This is a genomic window from Stenotrophomonas sp. STK16_22 (assembly GCF_051984505.1).
Taxonomy (GTDB): Bacteria; Pseudomonadota; Gammaproteobacteria; order Xanthomonadales; family Xanthomonadaceae; genus Stenotrophomonas; species Stenotrophomonas maltophilia_A.
The window spans coordinates 2780927-2796572 of the sequence record NZ_CP196972.1; the positions used below are offsets into that span (position 1 = coordinate 2780927).

At 64.7% G+C, this 15646-nt stretch carries 31 protein-coding genes; 15 read left to right on the forward strand and 16 right to left on the reverse strand.

Annotated features, from left to right (window positions below):
• Positions 1–66: 66 nt before the first annotated feature.
• From ACSYAO_RS12845 to ACSYAO_RS12910, 14 genes are all read right to left on the reverse strand, one after another.
• Positions 67–591: a GIY-YIG nuclease family protein gene (locus tag ACSYAO_RS12845; protein ID WP_440565658.1), complete on the reverse strand. Its 525-nt coding sequence runs from the start codon at positions 589–591 to the stop codon at positions 67–69.
• On the reverse strand, positions 588–1289 hold the full coding sequence (locus tag ACSYAO_RS12850) for a hypothetical protein (RefSeq protein WP_440565660.1): 702 nt from the start codon (positions 1287–1289) through the stop codon (positions 588–590). The genes ACSYAO_RS12845 and ACSYAO_RS12850 overlap by 4 nt, the downstream gene beginning before the upstream one ends.
• Entirely contained in the window at positions 1286–1699 is a 414-nt protein-coding gene (locus ACSYAO_RS12855) for a hypothetical protein (RefSeq protein ID WP_440565662.1), read from the reverse strand. Before ACSYAO_RS12855 ends, ACSYAO_RS12850 begins: the two co-directional genes overlap by 4 nt.
• Positions 1689–1922 carry a hypothetical protein gene (locus ACSYAO_RS12860; RefSeq protein WP_440565664.1) on the reverse strand — a complete coding sequence of 78 codons (234 nt, stop codon included), beginning with the start codon at positions 1920–1922 and terminating at the stop codon, positions 1689–1691. Before ACSYAO_RS12860 ends, ACSYAO_RS12855 begins: the two co-directional genes overlap by 11 nt.
• Positions 1919–2236, reverse strand: coding sequence for a hypothetical protein (locus ACSYAO_RS12865; RefSeq protein WP_440565666.1), 318 nt, complete (start codon positions 2234–2236; stop codon positions 1919–1921). Before ACSYAO_RS12865 ends, ACSYAO_RS12860 begins: the two co-directional genes overlap by 4 nt.
• The gene (locus tag ACSYAO_RS12870; RefSeq protein WP_440565668.1) at positions 2236–2376 is read right to left on the reverse strand and encodes a hypothetical protein; all 141 of its coding nucleotides are present in this window, start codon (positions 2374–2376) and stop codon (positions 2236–2238) included. The genes ACSYAO_RS12865 and ACSYAO_RS12870 overlap by 1 nt, the downstream gene beginning before the upstream one ends.
• Positions 2376–2708: a Lar family restriction alleviation protein gene (locus ACSYAO_RS12875; protein WP_440565670.1), complete on the reverse strand. Its 333-nt coding sequence runs from the start codon at positions 2706–2708 to the stop codon at positions 2376–2378. The genes ACSYAO_RS12870 and ACSYAO_RS12875 overlap by 1 nt, the downstream gene beginning before the upstream one ends.
• Positions 2705–3214, reverse strand: a complete 510-nt coding sequence (locus ACSYAO_RS12880; RefSeq protein ID WP_440565672.1) for a hypothetical protein — start codon at positions 3212–3214, stop codon at positions 2705–2707. The genes ACSYAO_RS12875 and ACSYAO_RS12880 overlap by 4 nt, the downstream gene beginning before the upstream one ends.
• Positions 3198–3527 carry a Ref family recombination enhancement nuclease gene (locus ACSYAO_RS12885; RefSeq protein ID WP_440565674.1) on the reverse strand — a complete coding sequence of 110 codons (330 nt, stop codon included), beginning with the start codon at positions 3525–3527 and terminating at the stop codon, positions 3198–3200. The genes ACSYAO_RS12880 and ACSYAO_RS12885 overlap by 17 nt, the downstream gene beginning before the upstream one ends.
• A gap of 53 nt (positions 3528–3580) precedes the next feature.
• A complete protein-coding gene (locus tag ACSYAO_RS12890; protein ID WP_440565676.1) occupies positions 3581–3805 on the reverse strand; it encodes a hypothetical protein in 225 nt (74 codons plus the stop codon).
• Between the two features lie 189 nt (positions 3806–3994).
• Positions 3995–4315 carry a hypothetical protein gene (locus ACSYAO_RS12895; RefSeq protein ID WP_440565678.1) on the reverse strand — a complete coding sequence of 107 codons (321 nt, stop codon included), beginning with the start codon at positions 4313–4315 and terminating at the stop codon, positions 3995–3997.
• Positions 4316–4547: 232 nt separating this feature from the next.
• Positions 4548–5441 (reverse strand): helix-turn-helix domain-containing protein, encoded by an 894-nt coding sequence (locus ACSYAO_RS12900; RefSeq protein ID WP_440565680.1) that lies wholly within the window; start codon positions 5439–5441, stop codon positions 4548–4550.
• Between the two features lies 1 nt (position 5442).
• On the reverse strand, positions 5443–5655 hold the full coding sequence (locus ACSYAO_RS12905; protein ID WP_440565682.1) for a winged helix-turn-helix domain-containing protein: 213 nt from the start codon (positions 5653–5655) through the stop codon (positions 5443–5445).
• 98 nt (positions 5656–5753) lie between these two features.
• A complete protein-coding gene (locus ACSYAO_RS12910) occupies positions 5754–6284 on the reverse strand; it encodes a phage regulatory CII family protein (RefSeq protein WP_440565684.1) in 531 nt (176 codons plus the stop codon).
• A gap of 152 nt (positions 6285–6436) precedes the next feature.
• On the opposite strand from ACSYAO_RS12910, the gene ACSYAO_RS12915 reads away from it, so the two are divergent.
• A complete protein-coding gene (locus tag ACSYAO_RS12915) occupies positions 6437–6691 on the forward strand; it encodes a hypothetical protein (protein ID WP_440565686.1) in 255 nt (84 codons plus the stop codon).
• Positions 6692–6789: 98 nt separating this feature from the next.
• Here the strand turns inward: ACSYAO_RS12915 and ACSYAO_RS12920 are convergent, their stop codons facing one another.
• Positions 6790–7281, reverse strand: coding sequence for a transcriptional regulator (locus ACSYAO_RS12920; RefSeq protein ID WP_440565688.1), 492 nt, complete (start codon positions 7279–7281; stop codon positions 6790–6792).
• Between the two features lie 82 nt (positions 7282–7363).
• On the opposite strand from ACSYAO_RS12920, the gene ACSYAO_RS12925 reads away from it, so the two are divergent.
• Together ACSYAO_RS12925 and ACSYAO_RS12930 are read left to right on the forward strand one after the other, a co-directional pair.
• Positions 7364–8026: a LexA family transcriptional regulator gene (locus tag ACSYAO_RS12925; RefSeq protein WP_440565690.1), complete on the forward strand. Its 663-nt coding sequence runs from the start codon at positions 7364–7366 to the stop codon at positions 8024–8026.
• A 319-nt stretch (positions 8027–8345) separates the two neighbouring features.
• Positions 8346–8924: a hypothetical protein gene (locus tag ACSYAO_RS12930; RefSeq protein WP_440565692.1), complete on the forward strand. Its 579-nt coding sequence runs from the start codon at positions 8346–8348 to the stop codon at positions 8922–8924.
• 286 nt (positions 8925–9210) lie between these two features.
• Here ACSYAO_RS12930 and ACSYAO_RS12935 read toward each other — a convergent pair whose 3' ends face one another.
• Positions 9211–9636 carry a hypothetical protein gene (locus ACSYAO_RS12935; RefSeq protein ID WP_440565694.1) on the reverse strand — a complete coding sequence of 142 codons (426 nt, stop codon included), beginning with the start codon at positions 9634–9636 and terminating at the stop codon, positions 9211–9213.
• Positions 9637–9809: 173 nt separating this feature from the next.
• Between ACSYAO_RS12935 and ACSYAO_RS12940 the strand changes: the two genes are divergently transcribed.
• The 12 genes from ACSYAO_RS12940 to ACSYAO_RS12995 all read left to right on the forward strand — a co-directional run bounded on the left by ACSYAO_RS12940 (position 9810) and on the right by ACSYAO_RS12995 (position 15520).
• Complete coding sequence (locus tag ACSYAO_RS12940; protein ID WP_329810751.1) at positions 9810–10046, forward strand: hypothetical protein; 237 nt, start codon at positions 9810–9812, stop codon at positions 10044–10046.
• Positions 10043–10258, forward strand: coding sequence for a hypothetical protein (locus tag ACSYAO_RS12945; protein WP_440565696.1), 216 nt, complete (start codon positions 10043–10045; stop codon positions 10256–10258). The genes ACSYAO_RS12940 and ACSYAO_RS12945 overlap by 4 nt, the downstream gene beginning before the upstream one ends.
• Positions 10255–10590: a hypothetical protein gene (locus ACSYAO_RS12950; RefSeq protein ID WP_440565698.1), complete on the forward strand. Its 336-nt coding sequence runs from the start codon at positions 10255–10257 to the stop codon at positions 10588–10590. The genes ACSYAO_RS12945 and ACSYAO_RS12950 overlap by 4 nt, the downstream gene beginning before the upstream one ends.
• Before the next feature lie 109 nt (positions 10591–10699).
• A complete protein-coding gene (locus ACSYAO_RS12955; RefSeq protein WP_440565700.1) occupies positions 10700–10993 on the forward strand; it encodes a hypothetical protein in 294 nt (97 codons plus the stop codon).
• Positions 10990–11538, forward strand: coding sequence for a DUF1566 domain-containing protein (locus tag ACSYAO_RS12960; protein WP_440565702.1), 549 nt, complete (start codon positions 10990–10992; stop codon positions 11536–11538). The genes ACSYAO_RS12955 and ACSYAO_RS12960 overlap by 4 nt, the downstream gene beginning before the upstream one ends.
• Positions 11539–11570: 32 nt before the next feature.
• Positions 11571–11996 (forward strand): DUF1566 domain-containing protein, encoded by a 426-nt coding sequence (locus ACSYAO_RS12965; RefSeq protein ID WP_440565704.1) that lies wholly within the window; start codon positions 11571–11573, stop codon positions 11994–11996.
• A gap of 74 nt (positions 11997–12070) precedes the next feature.
• Positions 12071–12466 (forward strand): hypothetical protein, encoded by a 396-nt coding sequence (locus tag ACSYAO_RS12970; RefSeq protein ID WP_440565706.1) that lies wholly within the window; start codon positions 12071–12073, stop codon positions 12464–12466.
• Positions 12463–13830: a reverse transcriptase domain-containing protein gene (locus ACSYAO_RS12975; RefSeq protein ID WP_440565708.1), complete on the forward strand. Its 1368-nt coding sequence runs from the start codon at positions 12463–12465 to the stop codon at positions 13828–13830. Before ACSYAO_RS12970 ends, ACSYAO_RS12975 begins: the two co-directional genes overlap by 4 nt.
• A complete protein-coding gene (locus ACSYAO_RS12980) occupies positions 13823–14326 on the forward strand; it encodes a hypothetical protein (protein WP_440565710.1) in 504 nt (167 codons plus the stop codon). The genes ACSYAO_RS12975 and ACSYAO_RS12980 overlap by 8 nt, the downstream gene beginning before the upstream one ends.
• Entirely contained in the window at positions 14323–14631 is a 309-nt protein-coding gene (locus tag ACSYAO_RS12985; protein ID WP_440565712.1) for a hypothetical protein, read from the forward strand. The genes ACSYAO_RS12980 and ACSYAO_RS12985 overlap by 4 nt, the downstream gene beginning before the upstream one ends.
• The gene (locus ACSYAO_RS12990) at positions 14628–15215 is read left to right on the forward strand and encodes a hypothetical protein (protein ID WP_440565714.1); all 588 of its coding nucleotides are present in this window, start codon (positions 14628–14630) and stop codon (positions 15213–15215) included. Before ACSYAO_RS12985 ends, ACSYAO_RS12990 begins: the two co-directional genes overlap by 4 nt.
• Complete coding sequence (locus ACSYAO_RS12995; RefSeq protein ID WP_440565715.1) at positions 15212–15520, forward strand: hypothetical protein; 309 nt, start codon at positions 15212–15214, stop codon at positions 15518–15520. Before ACSYAO_RS12990 ends, ACSYAO_RS12995 begins: the two co-directional genes overlap by 4 nt.
• Positions 15521–15646: the final 126 nt, after the last annotated feature.

The window sequence follows — 15646 nt, forward strand, 5'->3', positions numbered from 1 at the left end:
GGCGAATCCTGAAATGAAAAACCCCGGCTGGATGGCCGGGGTCGAGTCGTGCGCGATGGTAGAAAATTACGGCCGTTTATATGGAGCGCGCAACTCCACAGCCACTCGATGCTTCTCCATTGCCGCTGCGAGCTGCTTGGAGCGCGCTTGCTCCGCCTCCCTCCTCCTCTCCAGGACCGACCGAGATACGGTAGACAGGTCGATTTGGCGCAGCTTTCTGCCGTCCACTTGCTCAATCAAGTCGTTCATAGCCTTCTCAAGCAAGCTCTTGCTTTCCTCACCCCATTCGAATCGAAACCACTCGCCGACTGTGGAGTACTCGCTCAGGTGAAGATGCATTGCTCCCTCAGCCGCCCGGGCCAGGGCAGTAGACCGGCAGGTGAAAGCCATCGCTCTCAGCAGCGGAAGCGGACAGGCCGTCTGGATCGACACCAGCCGCGACTCAGGGTGGCTGCTCATCCCCACCTTTACATACATCGGACCTGATCCATCACGTGCCATCACGATGTACACGTCGCACGTAGCGTCAGGCTTCTGCCGCCAGCCGGGCTTCCGTTCCAACGAGAAATTCACATGCAGCGGGTTTATCACGCCGCATCCCTTGAAAGAGTCACCACGAACTGTCGCTCAGCTCCGGCCATCGCATCGCTCATCTTCATCAGAATCCATTCATACACCACGCGCCACCTACGGGGATAGTCGGACGGGTCGCAACCAATTGCCAAGGCGCGGCGCCGATCAGGGTTCGGTTCAAGCCCAGTTCCACGGCATTCCTTGCACATCGTAACCTTTGCCTCTTCCATGCTGTACTGCCGCCCGCCACAGGCCATGCACTTGTTACCGCCCGACAGCTCAACGATGGCTGCCCGAGCAATAGCCGGCAGATGATCAGCAGTGTTCTTCGGCCAGGTGGACGCACGTGCCATGGCCAATTCCGAACGACACCTGGCCACTTCGTTTCGCTGAGTGGTGGTCGGCGACCTGCCTGCGAATGACACGGCTGCCTCGGCCAGCTGCAGATCCAGGTGTACCTCCGTCAGCTTCCGGGCCTGTCGCGCAAGCTCAGGCATGACGAGCGACAGGATTACGTCTCTCAGGGCACCCTGTCTGAGCGCCGCTCCGTCCGGCCACCAGCACGCCTCCAGCAGCTCCCGGCCCAGCCCTGCCGGCACCATACCCAGCGCCGCTGCAATGTCCTGGTTCGTCAGGTCGGGCTTCCCGCCTCCCCGGCCGATGTCGAACTTCACCGTGGTCGGCCCCAGCCGTCCCATCGCCTCACGTGGATTCATGCCCGTTCCCCTGTCGTTAAGTGGCCGGCCGCCGCCGGCCCGCCCGTAATACGCACCACCACCTGACCGCGAGGCCGTCGTTCGTCATGCACGAACAGATGCCCTTGGAACCGCCCATCGTCGATGCCTAGCAGCTGGGCGATGCCGTCTCGGTACGGCTTGCACCGGCCCGTCATGTTGTCGTCGTCTGGCAGCTTCTTGCCCGGCGCCTGGTAGCAGTCGATCCACAGGTGCAACTTGCCGGGTGGCAACTGCAGCGCGCGCCACCCCGCCTCGTGCGCCAGCACCACTGCCGTCTGACGGGCCAACTTCGTGGCCATGGCCTTCACCCGGTAGTGCACGCGGGCGTTCGGCGACAGATCCTTGCTCGGCCAGGGAAGCACCAGCTCCAGCGCGCGGTCAGCCTGCATGGTCGGCCTCGTTCTGCTCGATCGCATCGCGGAAGGCCGCGCGCCAACGGAATGCCGTCGCACGGCTGACGCCGAAGTCGGCCCGAAGCTGCGCAACCGATGGGACACGGTCTCCGTACATGCGGACCATCCGCACAGCAGCAGTGAGCGTGAGGTTCTGCCGGCCCCAGGTCGGCCAGCCGGGCTGTCGATTGTGGTGGTGATCGGCGGGTTGCTGGCTCATGGGACCTCCGGGCTAGCGGGCAGCATGGCTGCCTTGATCTTCGGCAACACCTCGTCCAAGTACGCCTCCGACCAGTTGTGCCCGCGCGGGTTGATTTCGCTCGAAACCGGATAGGCGCAGCCAGCTACCATGCGCAGCAGCTCCGCCGGCACCAGCACATAGCCTTCGGGCGGCGTGAGGGCGGCTACTACGGCGCGCATAGAAGGGTTGAGGTCATATGCGCCCGCTCGGGCACCAGCTGCAGTGCTGGGCAGATCGAACTTCTCGTACTCCACAGCCAGCAGCTCCCGCGCCTGCTTCTCGATGGCGTCCATCAGTCGCGCTCCTTCTGGCTGCATGACCTGACTACAAGCACGCCGATCACACCCACGGCCGCGTTCGCCCACCATGGCCCGTTACCACAGGCACCGATCAGGATCAGCGCCCATCCAGCCACGAACGGCTTGCTGGCCATCAGACCACCTCCGGGCCGGCCGGCTCGGCCGCAAAGTGCGTGATCTTGGGGTTGTCACCCCGCCAGCTCCCGAACACCGGCCGCTTGCTCACCGAGTCCCACAGCATCAGCCGCGTGCCGTCCTGCGGCGCCTCGGAGATCGGGCGCCAATCCAGCGCGCGGGCGTTCCAGGCTGCTACGGCCCCCATCGGTTCATAGTGCGAGTAACCGGGATTCACCGGGCAATCGGTGAGGCTTGAACTGCACTGGACGGTCAGACCGACTTTCTGCCAAACACCGGTCTCAGGGACTGAGCCGCAGAACGGGCACGGCTTCAACGCGAGCGCGGTCATGCCCGCTGCTCCCAGCTGGCCGTCAGGCGCTGCACCTGCCCGCCCCGCGCCTGGAACTGCTCCACCGTCTCGGACGGGCGCTGGTCGTCCTTCTCCTTGCCCCACGGCTTGGCCGGTGCCAGGTCCGCCAGCAGCCCCACGCGCGACCGGTTGATGGTCATCTTGTCCACCCGTGGCGCCTTCGGCTGTGTGCCATTCTTCGCACGGTAGGCGCGGCCACGTTCGATGCGGCGCTCCCGAAGTTCTTCAGCCGTTGCCTTCTGGAACCGCATGCCCTGTCCACTGTATCGATACGCTGCCGTCGCCCGGCGGCCCGTCTTCGTCAGATAGCCGCAATTCACCAGGTACTTCAGCTGGTCGCGCACGGTGTTGCGCTCGGCGCTGAGGTGCGCGGCGGACAGCCCCAGCACCTCAAACAGCTGCGCGTGGTCAATCGCTTCAGATTTGCGCGCCTCGAATACGCCGCGCACCCTATCTGCCATGCCGGTGTTAGCCATTGGTGTCATTCCTCAGTTCGTTGATGTACGTCTGGTTTGAAATCAGCTCGTCATCCGAGCCGTATGTCTCGTGGAAGGTCCGCGAGCCATCCATCAGGCTCGGGCCGTAGATCTGGCGCATCGTCGCGAAGGTGTTCCCCTCCATCGGATGCCGCTGGTGGTGCCACTTGCAGAGCGCGTAGCCGAACATGTGACCGCGCCGCAGGTTCCCGCTCTTGGCGTGGTTGTAGTCGCAGCCGTAGACCACCAGCTCCGGCTCCAGCAGGCCCTGCATCTGAAGCGCCAGGCAGGCCATGCAAGGGCCCGTCTTTGCCAGCTCCATCCGGGCCCTTTCCTCTCGGGTGGGAGGCGGCCCGAGCGACATTGACCACCACATCAGCGCGCGCCCCTGTCCCCGTGGTCTGCGCGGCGCCAGCCGTACTGCCACGCCTCGGCCTTTTCGGTGAAGTGGCCGACCTGCTTGGCCAGACCGCCCTCCGGCTGGTCGTGCCACACCAGGTGCGGGTTGTCGCTCAGGCGTTGGCCGTTCAGCCGCGCCGAGTAGCCGGCGTTGATCTCCTTGGCGTACCGGCTGCGCGTGTTGTAGTTGGCAAAGTCCATCAGCGCTTCTTCCTCGTCGTCTCGCGGCGTGCCGCGCTTAGTTCCTGGTCCCGCTGGTCCCACCCGGCCTGCCAGCGGTGCCGCCGCGTCAAACCGTCCTGCCCCATCTCGTACCGCGGTGCCGATTCCCGACTGCGGCAGGCATCGCGCGCCCAGCGCCCGGCCTGCTCGGCCTGGACCATCTCCGCTTCAGTCACCATCGAAGTTCAGTTCCGCAGCGGCCCGTTCCATCGCAGCGCGCGCCGACTCGCGATCGCGGACCGGCCGAACGACGTGCTTCTCCTGTTCGATTGCCAGCACTGGCTGCGGCAGCAGCTTCCCTTCGACCACGTGCTGGACAGCGCGCGTGTAGGCCTCCTCCAGCATCCGGCGCTGCTGCGAGCCGTGGTCAGCGCTGGCGTAGACGTGCAAGTCCAGCAGCGAACGCACCAGCACCGTGAATCCGCTCTGCGGGCGGCCTGGCGCCATCTCCCGCTCCACCGCCGCCATGACCGGAATGTCCAGGCACATCTGCAGGAACCGACCCGGCGTCGGTGGCCACTCGCGGCCCTCAGTGAGGCAGGCGGCTAGCCCACGGGCGTGCTGAGACCTGAGCCTCCCCCTCAGAATCTGAGCCCATGTGGTTCCGGCCGGCGCCAGGGTTCGGTCATGCTTGAGGGGTGAGGCGCCGTTCTGGCGCTCCCAACTACCCGGGAACATGGAGCCCATCTGCTTCCAGAACTCGAACAGGTAGTCAGCTGCTTCAACGCTGAGTGGCTCCCCCGACGACGGCAAACTCGGCATCGAAGACGACTCCGGTCTCATCGCCAGGGCCGCCACCACCGCCACCGCTTCGGCGTTCGGCGCGGAACTGCTGCTGGAGCTGCTCGATTCGATCGGCAGAACCGTGTTGAGGCGTTGCATGGGACGCTCCCTTGGTGCGGTTGGTGGTAGACAGGTCGCGCTCAAGCCATGCGGCTTCGAAGCCCTGCCAGTTGCGGGTGCAGCACTTCGCCAGGCATTGGTCGACCGTGAAGCCCATGGCAGCGGCCAGATGCAGCTCGCGGCCGAAGCTCTCCAGAACGGTCGGAGTGACCGGGGCGCGGCGCTGGCGGCGGAGGTGGAGCCAGTCACCAAGGACCTGCGGAGACGGCGGGCTGGGCCAGGTCGCGAAATCCAGATCCACTGCCTGAGCAGCCGGCGCGCTTGCGCGCTGCTTTCTGCTCTTAGGTTCTCTTCCTGGTTTAATTCCTGGTTCCTGTGCACGTGGTTCACCACCCCCGTGCACGTCGTTCACCACCTGGTGAACCTGATTCACCACGGGGTGGTGAACGTCGTTCACCACCAAATAGGGGTCATCCTCTGGCGCCTTGGGTGCCGCCTGAATGCCAAAGTGGAAGTTGAGGCGGTACTGGTTTGGCAGCCGAAGGTTGTCCTTGGCGCGCGGCAGAACGGTGATGTAGCCGGCCTGGGCCAACTTTCCAATTTGGTCAATGACAGAGCGGCGGGTCAGCCCACAGTCCTCTGCCAGCGTGTCGTGGCTGGGCCGACACTGGCCGGTATCCTTGTTGTGGCGCTCAGCCAGCATCAGCAGCACGAGCTTCTGAGTGCTGGTGACGCGCTGGCGGGCAGCCCATGCGAATGCTTCGAAGCTCATTTCAGACCGCCAGCGTGTAGTTGGCGCCGGGCGCGACAGCCCACCAGGTGCAAGCGCTGCGGCGACTGACCTTGCACTCCCGCTTCTGTCCGCGCCAAACCAACCCAGCCTCTTCCAGCTCGGGCAGCCGGCGAGCCAGCATGTAGCGGCAAAGGCCAGTCCGCTGGGCAAGCTCATTGCTCGTCAGCCCGCTGCCTTGCTTCAGAGCCAGCATTGCCACCCGCTGCTGATCTGCCTGCAGGCCACTATCAACGACGTGACGTGCAGCTTCGTGGCTGGTACTGGGATCAGTGGATCGAGCGGGATGGCTGGTCACTTGCGCGCCCTCCCCTTCGCCGCAGCACGTGCCACGTTTCGCTCCAGGCGGTGCGCCATCGTGCGCAGCGCACGGGCCTCGCTCACCATCAGCTCGGCCTCGTCACTATCGATACGCCGGTCGGACATCGCCTCCACAGCAGTGCCCGACAGACGGCCAACGCGAGAAGTGATCTCCAGCAGCTTCGTCTGGATTGCGCCGATCTCATCCGACCAGCCACCCTCCGGCGGCGGCGGAACCGCGTCCACGGCCATGCCGAACTGGCCGGCCAGCGCCTGCATCCACTCCAGGGCGTACTCGCAGCCGCCCGCCTTCTCCTGCATCCACTCGGTCAGCAGTTCGGCGTGTTCGATCGTCAGGGACTCACCCTCCAAGCCGCGCAGCTTCGCGCGCAGCGTCTCCGGGTGCATCGACTTGCCGCGGCGGTCGGCCAGGTAGGCAGCTGCATCGGCCACGCCGCCGGGCGTCTTGCGCACGGAGTTGTAGAGCACGTCCAGCCAGTTCAAAGAGGAGGTTCGGCAAGTCATGGGTCACCTTGGGGAGACAGGTGTTTCAAGGTTTTTCGGGGCATTGCGGCGGCGCATCATGTGCGCCATGGACAACTACTCAGGGACGACTGGCGCCGCCCTCCTTGCGCTACGCTGGCGTTTCCACACGAACAGCCCACAAGGAGGGCGACATGGACGATTCACAGGAGCAGAAGCCGCTGGCACCGGTGGCCGGCTGGGACAGTGGTGTGGTCACGCAGTACGGGATCGGCTTCTTCACGATGAAGTACCTGGTGAGCCCGACAGAGAAAGTTGCGCAAGCTCATTCGAGTCCCAACTACGCGCTGACCTCAGTTCAACTTCGCGAACTGGGACAGCGAATGCTGACGCTCGCAGAGCATCTGGAACGGAACCCTCCGACCAGCGCCGGGTCTCCACAGCACTGACCGACACACCAAGGGCCAGGCTGATCGCCAGCTGGTCCCACTGTTGGAAGGCGCGCTGGCGACGATGGATCGCTAGGCGCTGCTTCAGCGCGCGCATCTCAGGCCACCTCCAAGGGGGCGTAACGGTTCTCGTCGGGGTCGTGCGGCGCCTGCTGCGCCTGCGGTTGTTCCTGGACGCCCAGCAGGCGCTGGATCTGCGGCAGCGCCGGCAAGGCGCCCTCTTCCGGCCAGCCCTCAACCTGTTCGATCGGCAGCTTCAGCACCGTCGCCAGCTGCTTGTCCGTCGACAGACCCAGCCGGGCGCGCAGCGCGCGCTTGCTCATCCGGCTGTCCACCTCCGCACGGATCTGATCAGCTACCGTCGGCCGCTGCTCCTGGGAATCAGAAGCTGCGCTTGGGCCAAATACGTCAGGCCGGAGTTCGTGCCGCGATACGCCGGTCGCCTTCTCAATGGCGAGTACGTGCCGCGAAGGCACAGGTCTATTGCCGTTGACCCACTGATTGACTGCTTGGGGCGATACGCCGAGCAGGCGTGCCAACCCGGCTTGGCCGGCCCCCGTCTTCTCTACGGCAGCAGCGATATGATTCATACGTCCAGCTTAAGCGTCGCTTTAGTCTTCAGTCAAGCGATGCTTTCTTACATTGGCTCGGCACCCCATGGACAATCAAGCAATGCTTGACAATTCCGCCATGGCGGCCGCCATCCGTTCGGCCATCGAAGAGTCCAAATTGACCCAGAAAGGGATCGCAGATTCCTTTGGCGTCACTGAGCAGGCAGTGTCTGGCTGGTTGCGCACGGGCAAGGTCGACAAGCGGAAGCTTCCAAAGCTGGCTCAGCTGACTGGCAAGCCGCTATCCCACTTCGGGATGGGAGAGGCCGCAGCAGTCGTCTCCACTCCTGCGACCACGCAGAGCTATGTTCGCGTCCAGCAGCTGGATGGAGATGCCGACATGGGGGATGGAGCAATCAACGAGGATTTTCCGGACGTCGTGCGTGCGATGGACTTTGCACCAACTTACATACGGTCGGTCGTTGGGTTCGTCCCACCTCCTGGGCGACTTGTGCTGGTTACCGGTCGCGGGGACTCGATGATCCCCGTAATCAATCCTGGGGAATCCCTGATGGTCGACACGGGCGTCACTGCATTCGATGGTGATGGGATTTACTTACTCAACACCGGCAATGGCCAGCAGGTAAAGGCCCTCCAGGATCGAGGCGATGCCGTGTATGTAGTCAGCGCAAACGCAGGGCTGTATCCAGCATTCCCCATGCCTGCCCACACCGTAATCGGAGGCAAGGTTTACCTGCGCAATCGAATTGATAGATTCAACTGACGGATCAGAACAGGGGGATGCGGTGGCGCTTATCGCATGTGAAGAGTGTGGACGGCAGATCAGTGACCAAGCCGAAGCTTGCCCAAATTGCGGTCACCCTAATAGGCCTAGGCAAGGGACCCTTCCGGCTCCACCGAGTGCCGGGGCCAATGGTGTAATGAAAACCGGATGCGCTGTAGTTGTCTTGATGGCGGCGATAGTGCTTCTGGTAGCCATGTGTTCGCCGCGGCCCGATCACACCGCTAGTAGTCCCGGAGTGACATCTGGTGCTGCTCCTAGTGAGGCTCCTGAGGAAAAGAAATCTCGGCTATTCGCGGAGATGAACGACGCTAGCCGTTATGCGGAAGCTCGCCTTCTTACAGCAAAAGACCTGGCAGGCTCCTTCCCCGGCACAACTGAGGGGACTGCAGCATCCAAGCTTATCCCCGAGCTAGAAGAAGACGTGAGGAAGGCCAACCTGGGAAAGCAATGGGTCTATCGCTCCTACGACGACCCAATGACCAGCGAAGCTTCGGTAACAGCTGAAGTGTCGAGCAGCAATACTCATGAGTTCGATCGTCCGTATTCAAGGCCGCAGCACGCTACGCTCACCATCCGCAAGCACCCACAGCATGGAAGCGATGTCATCATGAGCATCGAGCGCGGACAGCTGCTCTGCAGGAGCTACTCCGGCTGCAAGGTGCTCGTGCGGTTCGGAGATGAAAAGCCGAGAACGTACGAAGCCGCTGGTCCAAGCGACAATTCCACGACGCTCCTGTTCATCCGAGGCTACTCAGACTTCGTGCGGCGAATGGCGTCCGCTGATGTCGTCAGGATTCAAGCTGAGGTCTATCAGGAAGGGGCGCCGGCCTGGGAATTCGACACATCTGGCTTCGACCCCTCGAAGCTCAAGCAGTAGCTCTACACAGCCCTTCACTCAAGAAGGGCTTTTCTTTGGAAAGAACCTAAAGCACCGCTTGACTTTAAACTAAAGCAGCGCTTTACTAGCTCCGAGCCGCCCATGAAGCCCCACCCCGGGGCCGGCGGCAGGAGATCCCAGCATGGCCCCGATCACCCTGGAACACGCAGCGCTCGCCATCGCCGGCATCGGCGTGGCCCTCAACGCGTACGTGATGTTCCGGATGCGCCAACTGCGCACCCATATCCGGGTATTCCCACTCAAGCCCGGTGAGGCCCTGCAGGCCTCAGCTCTTCTTCCGCTTGATCTTCGCGAAAACCTGAGTCTCGCAGGCGGTCGAAGTGCTGCACCAGGTGAATCGGCCGCTGTCGATATTCCCAAGGATGTCGGGATGAGCAGCCACGCTGATGACGCTTCTCGGCTCAAGCCGGTGCGGGAGCTGGGTGCGCTGCAGGAGGTCTGTAATTACTGCGGCGCGCGTCTTCGAACGCCGGCCGGAATGGAAGGCCACTTCATTGATGGTCACCGGCAAATAGCCGGTGTTGATCACTTCGAGCGCGCCAGTCCACATGTCGGTTCCGGGCACGTAGAGCGTCACGAATCGCACCTTCAGTCGGACCGTGTCCTTTCGGATCAGCCAGACGGCGTTGAACACGCCGAGCGTAGCGCCCAGCACCGCAATCCCTAGCGTCAGCCAGTTCGTCCATTCCATGGCCGAAGCATAGCTGCGGCCGCACGAAACGCGAATACCTTCCGGAGAATCTCATGCAGCGCCGCAAACGGCCCCTGTGGCCACTCATCGCCGCCGTCTACGCCATCTTCGTCTTCGCCATCGGTGCAGGCATCGGCTTCGGCCAGCGCCTGTTCGGGCAGGAGTGCTGAGCCATGGCCGCGATCACCACCACCAGCCGCGGCACAGCCCGCGCCGAAGCACGGCCCGGTGCAGGGACCATTGTCGTCAAGGTCGGCGATGCCTCCCTGCTCAGCTTGACCTCGGCCGAGGCCCGCGAACTTGCCGAACACCTGGCCGAATGCGCCGACGCGATCGACGAGGGCGCGACCGAGGTCGCCACCATCGCCCGCTCCAAGCCGCTGGCTCTCCAGCAGGCAGCAGCCGCATGAGCGCCGCCCTCGCCCACCACTCCAACGCCCAGCGTGCCGCTGCCGCCGCCGGCATCGTCGCCCGCGCCGGGCGCCGCTGGGGCCTCCTCCCCCACCAGGTCGTCGCTGCAGCCAACTCCGCCGCCGATATCGTGCGGTTGCAGGGAAAGAGCGTTGCGGGTGCTGTCGCCGCCGCTCGTCGCGCAGCGCGCGCACAGGCAGGTGCTGCATGAGCCGCAGATACAGGAACGAGCTGCCGCAGCTCGACGCAGCCCTGTCGACTTTGGAGCGGGCCGCTCGCGAGGCATTCGGTGTCGCGCAGGATGACTATCCCCCCGGCGCCAGCTGCATCGTCCGTTCACAGCGCTACGGCCATCCCGTTGTCGAACGCAGGGCACTAATCGTCAGCACGACCGTGGATCTGCACATCGGCATCGATGGAAAGCCCTGGGCGTCGGTGAGCATCCGGACAAGGAACCTAAAAACCGGAAAGCACCGCGTCTTCTATCCATCCGTAGAGGTCGCCGGACAGCCCAGCCTACGCGCCATGGCCGGTGCCGAATGACCGACCACGACTTCTTCGCCGGCATGGCCGTCGGCATCCCGCCCATCACCCCGCCCGTCGGCCCGGCGCCCGCGCCGGCCGAGCCCACCGCCGAACGGGAGACTGAGTAATGCGCCACCTGGCCCTGCCTTTCTTCTGCGCCGTCGTCGTCGGACTGCTCCTCGCCCTCCTCGCTTGGGCGCTGCGCAACCAGGTCGACGCTGTCGCCCTCGCCTGCGCCATCGGCGCCGTGTTCTTCGCATGGCGCTGCTGGGAAGACCTCCAGACCACCTGGCCAGCCTTCAAGGCCGAAATGCAGCGCCGCACCGCCGAGGCGGAGCGGCTGGAAGCACTGGCAGCTCTCTGCAGTCCAACCAGCGCCGCCGACGGCGGCACCCACAGCAACGCGAGGAACGCACGTTGAACGCCATCACCATCCGCACCAAAGGCGAAGCTGAGATTTCCATCTCCGCTGCGACCATCCTGCCCGGCCAGCTGATCGAACTTGAGCGTTGCCAGGTCATCGACCACCACGCCACCGGCCATACCAAGCTGTTCGCCGATGGCACCAGCGCTGCCGGCAGCGACTCGCGCACCGACCACGTCGCGGTGATCGACCACGCCACTGGCCTCATGTGGGCGGTCAAGTCCATCGGAGACAGCGACGGCGACCCCATGAGCCAAGCCGACTGCGAAAAGGCTTGCGGCGAGCTGCGACTGCTCGGCCACGACGACTGGCGCCTGCCCACCCGTGCCGAGCTGTCCGCCCTGGTCGATGAAACCCGCCATGAGCTGGCCATCGATACCTCTCTGTTCCCCGGCGTGCTGCCCCGCTGGCACTGGACCAGCACGCCTTGCGCCTGGTCCTCGGCGTCCGCGTGGGGCGTCTATTTCGACGACGGCTACGTCAGCGACGGCCACCGCTACCTCAACGGGTTCGCGTTGGCCGTGCGTCGTGCCGGTCAGTAATTGGCCCTTTTGATTCTTTCCCTGGAGCAATCATGAACCCCATCACCCTCAAGAAGATCGGTGCCGACCGCAACCAGCTGCCGGACGATTCCAACGACCAGGTGGCCGTGTTCCTGCCCGACTACGGCCTCACCTTCACCGCCACCAACATCGTGGACAGCGACGTTCCGCACTCCGAGTGCGCCGCCGCCGCCAAGGCCCTGGACCTGCTCGGCCACACCGACTGGGATCTGCCGACCATCGAGGAGTATCAGCTGCTGATCGACCGCAGCCGCCACTCGCCGGCCATCAACACGGATTTCTTCAAGGACATCCAGAACGACTGGTACTGGTCGAAGACCCCGGCCGCCTGGTCCTCGGCGTCCGCGTGGGACGTCAATTTCTACTACGGCTTCGTCTACAGCTTCCACCGCAGCTACAACGGGTTCGCGTTGGCCGTGCGTCGTGCCGGTCAGTGATTTGATTTTCTGCTGAGGCTTTCCCGATGAGCTCTCGTTTCCAGCCCCCACCCATCATCAAGACCGCCGAACACATGGCGGTCGAGATCGAGAACGCCGTGCGCCGGTTCGCTCGCTACCATCGCTACCAGATCGGCAGAGACCTGCGCGCGCGTTCCCAGTTGGTGTTCATCAACGCCAACAATGCCTGGCGTGAGCGCGCCGAGCAGGCGCGGTGGGTGGCGGTGCTGGTGCGGGATATCGATGCTCTCAAGCAGCTCCTGCAGATCGGCAAAAGGATTGGCGCCTTCGCCAGCTTCCGCCAGTTTGAAATGCTTATCCGCCTGGCCGAAGAGCTGGGCATGCAGGCCGGCGGCTGGCGCCGCCGCCTGCGCGAAATCTCCCATGCCCAGAATGCGCAAGCCGATGGCGTCGCGCAGCGCGGCAAGAAACTGAGTACCCGTACCGCCCTTGCTGGGGCCAACTCATGACGAAGCCGCGCTATCCGCATCCGGGCTGCGCGGCCTGGTCGCAAGTGTATGGGGAGGCGGCCGCCTGGTCCTCGGCGTCCGCGTGGAACGTCAATTTCAACAACGGCAACGTCAACAACAACCACCGCAACAACAACGGGTTCGCGTTGGCCGTGCGTCGTGCCGGTGAGTTTCAGGGAGAGGTAGGCCTGCAGGAGTTGTACCAGGCATGGCGGCGTGCGCGCCGCCAGAAGGTTCCGAGCTTCAACCAGCTGCGCTTCGACCACCGCTGGGCAGACGGCCTGCTGCAGCTGCAGCGCGAGCTGCTGGCCGGTCGCTGGGAGCCACGGCCCTCGACGTGCTTCGTGGCAACCCGCCCGAAAGCTCGCGAAATCCATGCGCCGGACTTCGCCGACCGCGTAGTGCACCACTGGCTGGTGCCGCAGCTGGAAGCGCTATGGGAGCCGACGTTCATCCACGACAGCTACGCCAACCGCAAGGGCCGCGGCAGCCATGCGGCTGTGCGCAGGGCCCAGCAGTTCGTGCGCCAGGTGCGCAGCGGTCAGGGCGGCGGCTGGTATCTGCAGCTGGACGTAGCCAACTTCTTCAACAGCATCCACCGGCCGACCCTGTGGAGGATGCTGCGTACCCGGCTGCGGCGCCGTGGCGCACCGCTTGTGGTCCAGCAGATCACGCATGCACTGCTGCGCCGTTCGCCGCTGCATGCGGGCGTCCATTACCGGGCCACGGCTACCGAGCAGGCGCAGGTGCCGCCGCACAAGAAACTCGCCAACGCCCCAGCCGGGCGCGGCGTGCCGATCGGGAACCTATCCAGCCAGTTCTTCGCCAATGTCTACCTGGACGCGCTGGACCAGTTCGCCAAGCACGTCCTCAAGGCCAAGCGCTACCTGCGCTATGTCGATGACTTCGTCCTGTTCCACCACGACCGCGAGCAGCTGGCCGCCTGGCGTGACCAGATCGAGGCTTTCTTGCAGGACCAGCTCGGCCTTCGCCTGAAGGCCGAGCAGAAGCTCTGTCGCCTCACGGACGGCCTGGACTTCCTCGGTTACGTGATCTACCCGACACACACGCTGGCCCGGCGGCGCGTGGTTGGGCACCTGCACACGGCGCTGGCCGAATGGGAAGGAGAGCACGTGCATGGCGACAACCTCCGCGCCACGCCAGCGGACTTCCGTGAGCTATCCAACCGCATCGCAAGCTTTGCCGGCCATCTGCAGCACGCCAGCAGGCACCGGCTGATGCATCGCGTCCACACCCGATTCCCCTGGCTGCGATCCGCAGCCCGACCGCGCCGGTTCAGCCACAAGGCAGAGCGGCGAATCCATTCAATCCGCTGGATCAAAGAGGTGCCCGCCCATGGCTGACCAGCTGCTCACCGCTGCAATGGAGGACGGCGAGATAGGCCGCCAGCTGGCCAGCATGTCCGGGGTCGAGCTCGACGCGATCGCTCCCCAGGATGCCCGCCTTTGGGAGGCCCGCGGCCAAGCGCTTCAGGCGCTAGCTGCCGGGGACATGGACGCCGCGCTACGCACCATGGGCATGGTGTCCTCGCGGATCATGGACCGAGACGAGGCATGGGAGATCGCATCGAACGCAGTAGCCGTCCGCATTGCCGCCGGCTGGACACGCGACATGCTGGACAGCAGCACCGAGGGCGGCCGCGCGCCGTGTGGGCGCGGCTACTACCTGTTCTGCTCCGGGGCCATCGCGGCCTGCTACTTCCCGATGGTCTGCATCACCGACATGAACGGCCGGGGCTACCACTTCCATATCGCCCAGGATCTTCTGAACGAGCGAGAGCCCAGCCCCTACGCAACCTGTCGCCCGATCGTGCCGCAGCAGCTGGAGATGTTCCGATGATCACCCTGGACGCGACACACCTGCCTGACGCCGATGAGGACGAGTATGACCGCCGGCGCCTGCCCGGTGCCTACTCCCAAACGATCCATCACATCCGGGAGCTGCGCAAAGAGCGGGATGCACTGCTACTGCGTGGCCACGCCGGGGACAGATTCAGGGCCGCCCAGCTCTCGTGGTTCATCAGGAGCAACGAGAGCTACGCCGGCCGCCTCCTGCAGCGAATGGAGCAACTCGGGGCCACCGCCGCACATGCGCTCCCCACCCCGCCGCCGGCACTGCCGGCCCAACTGGACCTGTTCGTATGACTGCACCACTGCCCATTTCCCCGGCCACCGTTGTCGAGGCCACCAAGGCATCGTCGCCTGTCGCTGCGGTCGTCGCTGCCATGCGGCGTGTCGATCCCGCCGGCGGCGCCGTTGCCGCCAACCAGGTCCGCGCGTGGGCCGACACCTTGATGACCGCGCTCTACTCCGCGCAGCCTGTCCGCTGGGAATATCGCAACAAGAAAGACGTGGGCCCGGGTTGCTGGGTCCAAGCCGACGCTGGGCACGTCTACGCCGCCCACCAGCGTGGGCTCGTTGTCCGCGCCCTGTTCGAGACACCGCGCGTAATCCAGCCCGAGAAGGTCCACGACTTCCAGCGGCGCGTGTGCACGCGCTGCGGAATGAGCGAGGACTGGGCGGGGCCGGATTGTTTCCCGCCTGACAACAAGCCCAACCCTCGCAAGCTGCTGCCTGTCGACCCGAGCTGGCTCCTTGAGCCGCTGAAGTGGATCCGCGATGCCGGTCCTGCGCCGGTCAGCACACACGAACGCCGCCGCAGGGCCACCGAAGCAACCTTCCTTATCGAAAAGCTCGAAGCCCACATCGAGGAGTGCAACAAGCCATGACCCAGGAACATATCAGCCACCCGGAAGGGTTGCCGAACTGCGCCGCCGGCCACCGCGCGCGCCACATCCACGACAAGCGCTGTGCTTCCGCCGGCGGCGGCCACCTGGTCGAGTGCGCCTGCAGGTCGACCAGCAAGCATGCCGATCCTGAAAAGGCCATTGAGGCGTGGCGCCGCCTGAACCGCCCGGCGCGCAGCGCGCGGCCGGCAGCGGTGCCTGCGGCGGTCGACAACGTCCTGCAGTTCCAGCTCGGCTTGGCCGAGCGCAAACCCAAGACCCAGCGCGCGGCGCTGGCGTCGATCTGACGGAGGGAATCATGGGAGCTGCCGAGAACATCCCATTCGAGCTGCGAGCCATCGGTGCCGAAGAAGTCGGCACCCTGCTCGGCCTGGCTGCGCGAACGGTGCTGGAGACCGTCGCTTGCAGGCCAG

What these genes read in the sequence shown, in the direction of transcription:
- ACSYAO_RS12850 (WP_440565660.1), bottom strand. Translation starts at nt 1,289, where the DNA reads ATGAATCCACGTGAGGCGATGGGACGGCTGGGGCCGACCACGGTGAAG.
- ACSYAO_RS12855 (WP_440565662.1), bottom strand. Translation starts at nt 1,699, where the DNA reads ATGCAGGCTGACCGCGCGCTGGAGCTGGTGCTTCCCTGGCCGAGCAAG.
- ACSYAO_RS12860 (WP_440565664.1), bottom strand. Translation starts at nt 1,922, where the DNA reads ATGAGCCAGCAACCCGCCGATCACCACCACAATCGACAGCCCGGCTGG.
- ACSYAO_RS12865 (WP_440565666.1), bottom strand. Translation starts at nt 2,236, where the DNA reads ATGGACGCCATCGAGAAGCAGGCGCGGGAGCTGCTGGCTGTGGAGTAC.
- ACSYAO_RS12870 (WP_440565668.1), bottom strand. Translation starts at nt 2,376, where the DNA reads ATGGCCAGCAAGCCGTTCGTGGCTGGATGGGCGCTGATCCTGATCGGT.
- ACSYAO_RS12875 (WP_440565670.1), bottom strand. Translation starts at nt 2,708, where the DNA reads ATGACCGCGCTCGCGTTGAAGCCGTGCCCGTTCTGCGGCTCAGTCCCT.
- ACSYAO_RS12880 (WP_440565672.1), bottom strand. Translation starts at nt 3,214, where the DNA reads ATGACACCAATGGCTAACACCGGCATGGCAGATAGGGTGCGCGGCGTA.
- ACSYAO_RS12885 (WP_440565674.1), bottom strand. Translation starts at nt 3,527, where the DNA reads ATGGAGCTGGCAAAGACGGGCCCTTGCATGGCCTGCCTGGCGCTTCAG.
- ACSYAO_RS12890 (WP_440565676.1), bottom strand. Translation starts at nt 3,805, where the DNA reads ATGGACTTTGCCAACTACAACACGCGCAGCCGGTACGCCAAGGAGATC.
- ACSYAO_RS12895 (WP_440565678.1), bottom strand. Translation starts at nt 4,315, where the DNA reads ATGTGCCTGGACATTCCGGTCATGGCGGCGGTGGAGCGGGAGATGGCG.
- ACSYAO_RS12900 (WP_440565680.1), bottom strand. Translation starts at nt 5,441, where the DNA reads ATGAGCTTCGAAGCATTCGCATGGGCTGCCCGCCAGCGCGTCACCAGC.
- ACSYAO_RS12905 (WP_440565682.1), bottom strand. Translation starts at nt 5,655, where the DNA reads ATGCTGGCTCTGAAGCAAGGCAGCGGGCTGACGAGCAATGAGCTTGCC.
- ACSYAO_RS12910 (WP_440565684.1), bottom strand. Translation starts at nt 6,284, where the DNA reads ATGACTTGCCGAACCTCCTCTTTGAACTGGCTGGACGTGCTCTACAAC.
- ACSYAO_RS12915 (WP_440565686.1), top strand. Translation starts at nt 6,437, where the DNA reads ATGGACGATTCACAGGAGCAGAAGCCGCTGGCACCGGTGGCCGGCTGG.
- ACSYAO_RS12920 (WP_440565688.1), bottom strand. Translation starts at nt 7,281, where the DNA reads ATGAATCATATCGCTGCTGCCGTAGAGAAGACGGGGGCCGGCCAAGCC.
- ACSYAO_RS12925 (WP_440565690.1), top strand. Translation starts at nt 7,364, where the DNA reads ATGCTTGACAATTCCGCCATGGCGGCCGCCATCCGTTCGGCCATCGAA.
- ACSYAO_RS12930 (WP_440565692.1), top strand. Translation starts at nt 8,346, where the DNA reads ATGAACGACGCTAGCCGTTATGCGGAAGCTCGCCTTCTTACAGCAAAA.
- ACSYAO_RS12935 (WP_440565694.1), bottom strand. Translation starts at nt 9,636, where the DNA reads ATGGAATGGACGAACTGGCTGACGCTAGGGATTGCGGTGCTGGGCGCT.
- ACSYAO_RS12940 (WP_329810751.1), top strand. Translation starts at nt 9,810, where the DNA reads ATGGCCGCGATCACCACCACCAGCCGCGGCACAGCCCGCGCCGAAGCA.
- ACSYAO_RS12945 (WP_440565696.1), top strand. Translation starts at nt 10,043, where the DNA reads ATGAGCGCCGCCCTCGCCCACCACTCCAACGCCCAGCGTGCCGCTGCC.
- ACSYAO_RS12950 (WP_440565698.1), top strand. Translation starts at nt 10,255, where the DNA reads ATGAGCCGCAGATACAGGAACGAGCTGCCGCAGCTCGACGCAGCCCTG.
- ACSYAO_RS12955 (WP_440565700.1), top strand. Translation starts at nt 10,700, where the DNA reads ATGCGCCACCTGGCCCTGCCTTTCTTCTGCGCCGTCGTCGTCGGACTG.
- ACSYAO_RS12965 (WP_440565704.1), top strand. Translation starts at nt 11,571, where the DNA reads ATGAACCCCATCACCCTCAAGAAGATCGGTGCCGACCGCAACCAGCTG.
- ACSYAO_RS12970 (WP_440565706.1), top strand. Translation starts at nt 12,071, where the DNA reads ATGGCGGTCGAGATCGAGAACGCCGTGCGCCGGTTCGCTCGCTACCAT.
- ACSYAO_RS12975 (WP_440565708.1), top strand. Translation starts at nt 12,463, where the DNA reads ATGACGAAGCCGCGCTATCCGCATCCGGGCTGCGCGGCCTGGTCGCAA.
- ACSYAO_RS12980 (WP_440565710.1), top strand. Translation starts at nt 13,823, where the DNA reads ATGGCTGACCAGCTGCTCACCGCTGCAATGGAGGACGGCGAGATAGGC.
- ACSYAO_RS12985 (WP_440565712.1), top strand. Translation starts at nt 14,323, where the DNA reads ATGATCACCCTGGACGCGACACACCTGCCTGACGCCGATGAGGACGAG.
- ACSYAO_RS12990 (WP_440565714.1), top strand. Translation starts at nt 14,628, where the DNA reads ATGACTGCACCACTGCCCATTTCCCCGGCCACCGTTGTCGAGGCCACC.
- ACSYAO_RS12995 (WP_440565715.1), top strand. Translation starts at nt 15,212, where the DNA reads ATGACCCAGGAACATATCAGCCACCCGGAAGGGTTGCCGAACTGCGCC.